At 64.6% G+C, this 3,254-nt stretch carries 3 protein-coding genes; 2 read left to right on the top strand and 1 reads right to left on the bottom strand.

The window, feature by feature from the left end; all coding sequences use genetic code 11:
• Nucleotides 1–332 precede the first annotated feature (332 nt).
• Together QOC89_RS31400 and QOC89_RS31395 are read left to right on the top strand one after the other, a co-directional pair.
• Nucleotides 333–1,103 (top strand): DeoR/GlpR family DNA-binding transcription regulator, encoded by a 771-nt coding sequence (locus tag QOC89_RS31400; protein WP_323048602.1) that lies wholly within the window; start codon nt 333–335, stop codon nt 1,101–1,103.
• On the top strand, nt 1,100–2,278 hold the full coding sequence (locus QOC89_RS31395; protein ID WP_323048601.1) for an MFS transporter: 1,179 nt from the start codon (nt 1,100–1,102) through the stop codon (nt 2,276–2,278). The genes QOC89_RS31400 and QOC89_RS31395 overlap by 4 nt, the downstream gene beginning before the upstream one ends.
• A gap of 105 nt (nt 2,279–2,383) precedes the next feature.
• Here the strand turns inward: QOC89_RS31395 and QOC89_RS31390 are convergent, their stop codons facing one another.
• A complete protein-coding gene (locus QOC89_RS31390; RefSeq protein WP_323048600.1) occupies nt 2,384–2,527 on the bottom strand; it encodes a hypothetical protein in 144 nt (47 codons plus the stop codon).
• Nucleotides 2,528–3,254 lie beyond the last annotated feature (727 nt).

Genomic DNA, 3,254 nt, shown 5'->3' with positions numbered 1-3,254 from the left:
CACCCGAAGCAGCCGCTCAAGATCGGCACGACGATTCCGCTGACGTTCTCGTTCAGCAACGGCGAGAAAGTCACCACTGCTTGCATGGTGAAAAGCGCGGGCACGATGGCGCCGTAATGCCCCTGCGGCCACCGAATGACTGTGTGAGGCGGTCCGGTCCGGCACGAGCGGAGAACAACGTGATGCGGACAAGCTGCGCCGCAAGCTTTGATTTGCGCTGTTCAGCCAATCCTTGCACTGTCAGCTCGTTTGCGCTACATTTTGCTCGGTTATGATCGTTTTGTTTTGCAATCCGGCAAGGTGAAGTCATGCAACGAACGCGACAGGATGCAATGGAAGGCCTTCTGCCCGAGGAACGCGAGCGGCTGATTCTGGAACGGCTGCGGGCACAGGGCCGCGTCCTCGCGTCCGAGCTCGCGGCTGAATTTCAGACCTCCGAACACACGGTGCGCCGCCACTTGCGCGAACTGGCCGAGCAGGGTCACTGCAAGCGCGTTTATGGCGGCGCGCTGCTGATCTCGCCTTCCGGCGAGAGTGCGGCGATCCGCCTGCGCGAAGCGGTGGACCGCAAGGCCTGTCTCGCCGCTTCCGCGGCCTCCATCGTCCGGCCGAAGCAGATTGTTCTGCTCGACACCGGTTCGACCAACGCCGCCATCGCCGCGGCGCTCCCGGACAACGCGGATCTCACCGTCGTGACGAATTCGCCGGAGGCTTGCGCCATCCTCCTGAACCGGCCGGGGTTCGACATCATCCTGATCGGCGGGCGCATCGTCCGGCACGCGGCCGGCTCGACCGGCGCCACCGCCTTGCTGCAGGTTCAGCAGATCAAGGCCGACCTGTGCTTTCTCGGCGCATGCGCGTTCGATCCGGACGAAGGCGTCGCCGCGTTCGACGCCGAAGAGGCCGAACTCAAACGGGCCATGGTCAAGGCAAGCAGCCAGGTGGCGATTGCCATGACGTCGGAAAAGCTGATGACCGCTGCGCCCTTTTTCGTGGCGCCCGCCTCCGCCGTCGACTATCTGTTCGTCGAAGCCGACGTGACGGCCGAGCGGCGCGCCCTGCTCGAGACAGTCTGCGACAACGTCATGGTGGCGCGCTCATGAAATCACTCGCCAAGCCGTTTGTTCAGCCGGTCACCAAACCGCTCCGGGAACGTGTGGCCACGCTCGGCGTGTTCCTCGCCAACGGATTCGGGATCGGCGCCTGGGCAGTCGAAGTGCCGCGCATCAAGGAAAGCCTGGCGCTCAGCGACGCCTCGTTGGGCATCGCGTTGTTCGCCTTTGCGCTGGGCGCCATCGTGGCGATGCCGCTGGCGGGACAGTTGGCGCCGCGCTTCGGCAGCGGCCGGGCTACCGCGCTGCTCGGCGCGACGTTCGTGGTGGCGCTGCCGCTTCCCGCGTTCGCACCGAATCTGGTATCGCTGTGTATCGTGCTCCTCGTGCTTGGCGCGGCGAACGGCGCGCTGGACGTCTCGATGAACGGCCACGCCAGCACGATCGAAACGCAATGGAAGTCGCCGATCATGTCGTCGTTTCACGCGGCATGGAGTGCGGGCGGCCTGCTCGGCGCGGCCACCGGCGCGATGCTCCAGAAAGGCGGTGTCGGCGTGATCGGCGCTCTCGTGCTGCCGGACGCGGTCATCGCCGTTCTCATCGCCGCCGCAGCGGTGCTTGCGTTGCGCGATCTCGGTCCGCGCGCGGCCGCGTCCTCCAGCGGCTTTGCGTTGCCGAATGGCGCGGTGATGAAACTTGCTCTGCTCGCGTTCCTTTGCATGCTGGTGGAAGGTGCGGTGGCCGACTGGAGCGCGGTGTATTTACGCGCCACCTTGAGCGAGGAAGCCAGCGTCGCCGCGGTCGGCTATTCCGCGTTTGCATTGTCGATGGCGGCTTGCCGGATCGTCGGCGATGTGTCCGTGCGCCGCTTCGGCTCGAGCAAGGTGATCGGCTTCGGCGGTCTTCTGGCGGCGGCCGGGCTCGCGCTGGTGCTGAGTGTGCCGACCGTGTTGACGGCTTGCGTGGGCTTCGCGATGGTCGGCGTCGGCCTCGCGAATATCGTCCCGGTCATTTTCAGCGCGGCGGGCCGCTCGACCGTCACGCCGGCGGTCGGCGTCTCGATGGCGGCCACCGCGGGTTATGCCGGGTTCCTGGTCGGCCCGCCGCTGATCGGACTCGGCGCGGGCTTGCTCGGCCTGCGCCTGGCGTTGTGCGTGCTCGTCGTGGCCACGTTGATCGTCTGTTTGACGGGCGGTAAGGCGGTGCGCAACGCGAGCCGCGCGTAGGACACACCCGGCTTGCGGGCGTTGCGGCCGGCTCGGCGCAGCTGGCAGCGAATGCGCTGGCGCGCGATCGTTCAGGCGCCGGCCGCAACCATTCTGGATTCCTGCTTAGAACACGCCAGGAATCACGCGGTAATGCACTCTTCCCTTGTACGTGCGATAGCTTTCGTCATCCGACAGCAGTCGTTCCTCGCGCACGATGCGCATGACCTGCAGCGCGAACTGGCAGGCGTACACGATCACATTCTGCAAGCCGAAGTTCGTCAGCAGGAAGCCGATGTCCGTGATGAAAGCGCTGCGCTCGCTTCCGCTCGCGCTACGTGGAGCGCCTTACTGGCAGCGGGTCACGCGGCGAATCAAGAGCATTCCGAATGACATTGCGTCGCGACCGGCCGGCAAAAAAAACATCACGACTCACGCGCCGCAAGGCACGATGAATGCCCGCAAAGCAGCCGATGTCCGGCTTAATTCAGCGCTGCGTAATAAGTCCGTAATCAGCTGCTTAATAAGCCGCGTAAGCCGACCGTTCTGGATTCCTGTGGCACATCGATCCGCCGTGAACGCGCGGGTGGCGAGGGAGGGGGAGTCTCCAATGAGTGTCGCAAGTTCGTGATGACTGAGCATCCGGCACCTCCATTGATCGATACATGGGCAATGGAGTCATCCTGGATAGCTCACGCGACAGTCTGGCTACGGTTGCGTTTCGCTGGCTTACCTGCGAAACCGTAAACGTTGGCGGCAATCCGCTGGTGCGGCGCGCGGCAGAGGCAATGGGCGAAGAGCGGGCGTAAAGGCCTGCAACGGTTTCCGTGCGCGCCGTAATGACGGTCTGCGCACGGGCCGCCGCCACCGGCGAATCGGGTCTGCCGCCGATCATGCATCCGTCCAGCTTTTTATGTGTGCTTACATGCTGGGCGTCAAGACCCGGACCGTCGCTTCAAGGTGTCGTCAGTTCTTCGGTAATCGCAAGAAGCGCTCG

The organism is Paraburkholderia sp., assembly GCF_034668105.1.
Classification (GTDB): domain Bacteria; phylum Pseudomonadota; class Gammaproteobacteria; order Burkholderiales; family Burkholderiaceae; genus Paraburkholderia.
Note: the sequence above shows the minus strand (reverse complement) of the source record. Positions and strands in the feature narration are given on the sequence as shown.

Excerpts from the sequence above, each read along its gene's own strand:
- QOC89_RS31395 (WP_323048601.1), top strand. The coding sequence starts at position 1,100 with ATGAAATCACTCGCCAAGCCGTTTGTTCAGCCGGTCACCAAACCGCTC.
- QOC89_RS31400 (WP_323048602.1), top strand. The coding sequence starts at position 333 with ATGGAAGGCCTTCTGCCCGAGGAACGCGAGCGGCTGATTCTGGAACGG.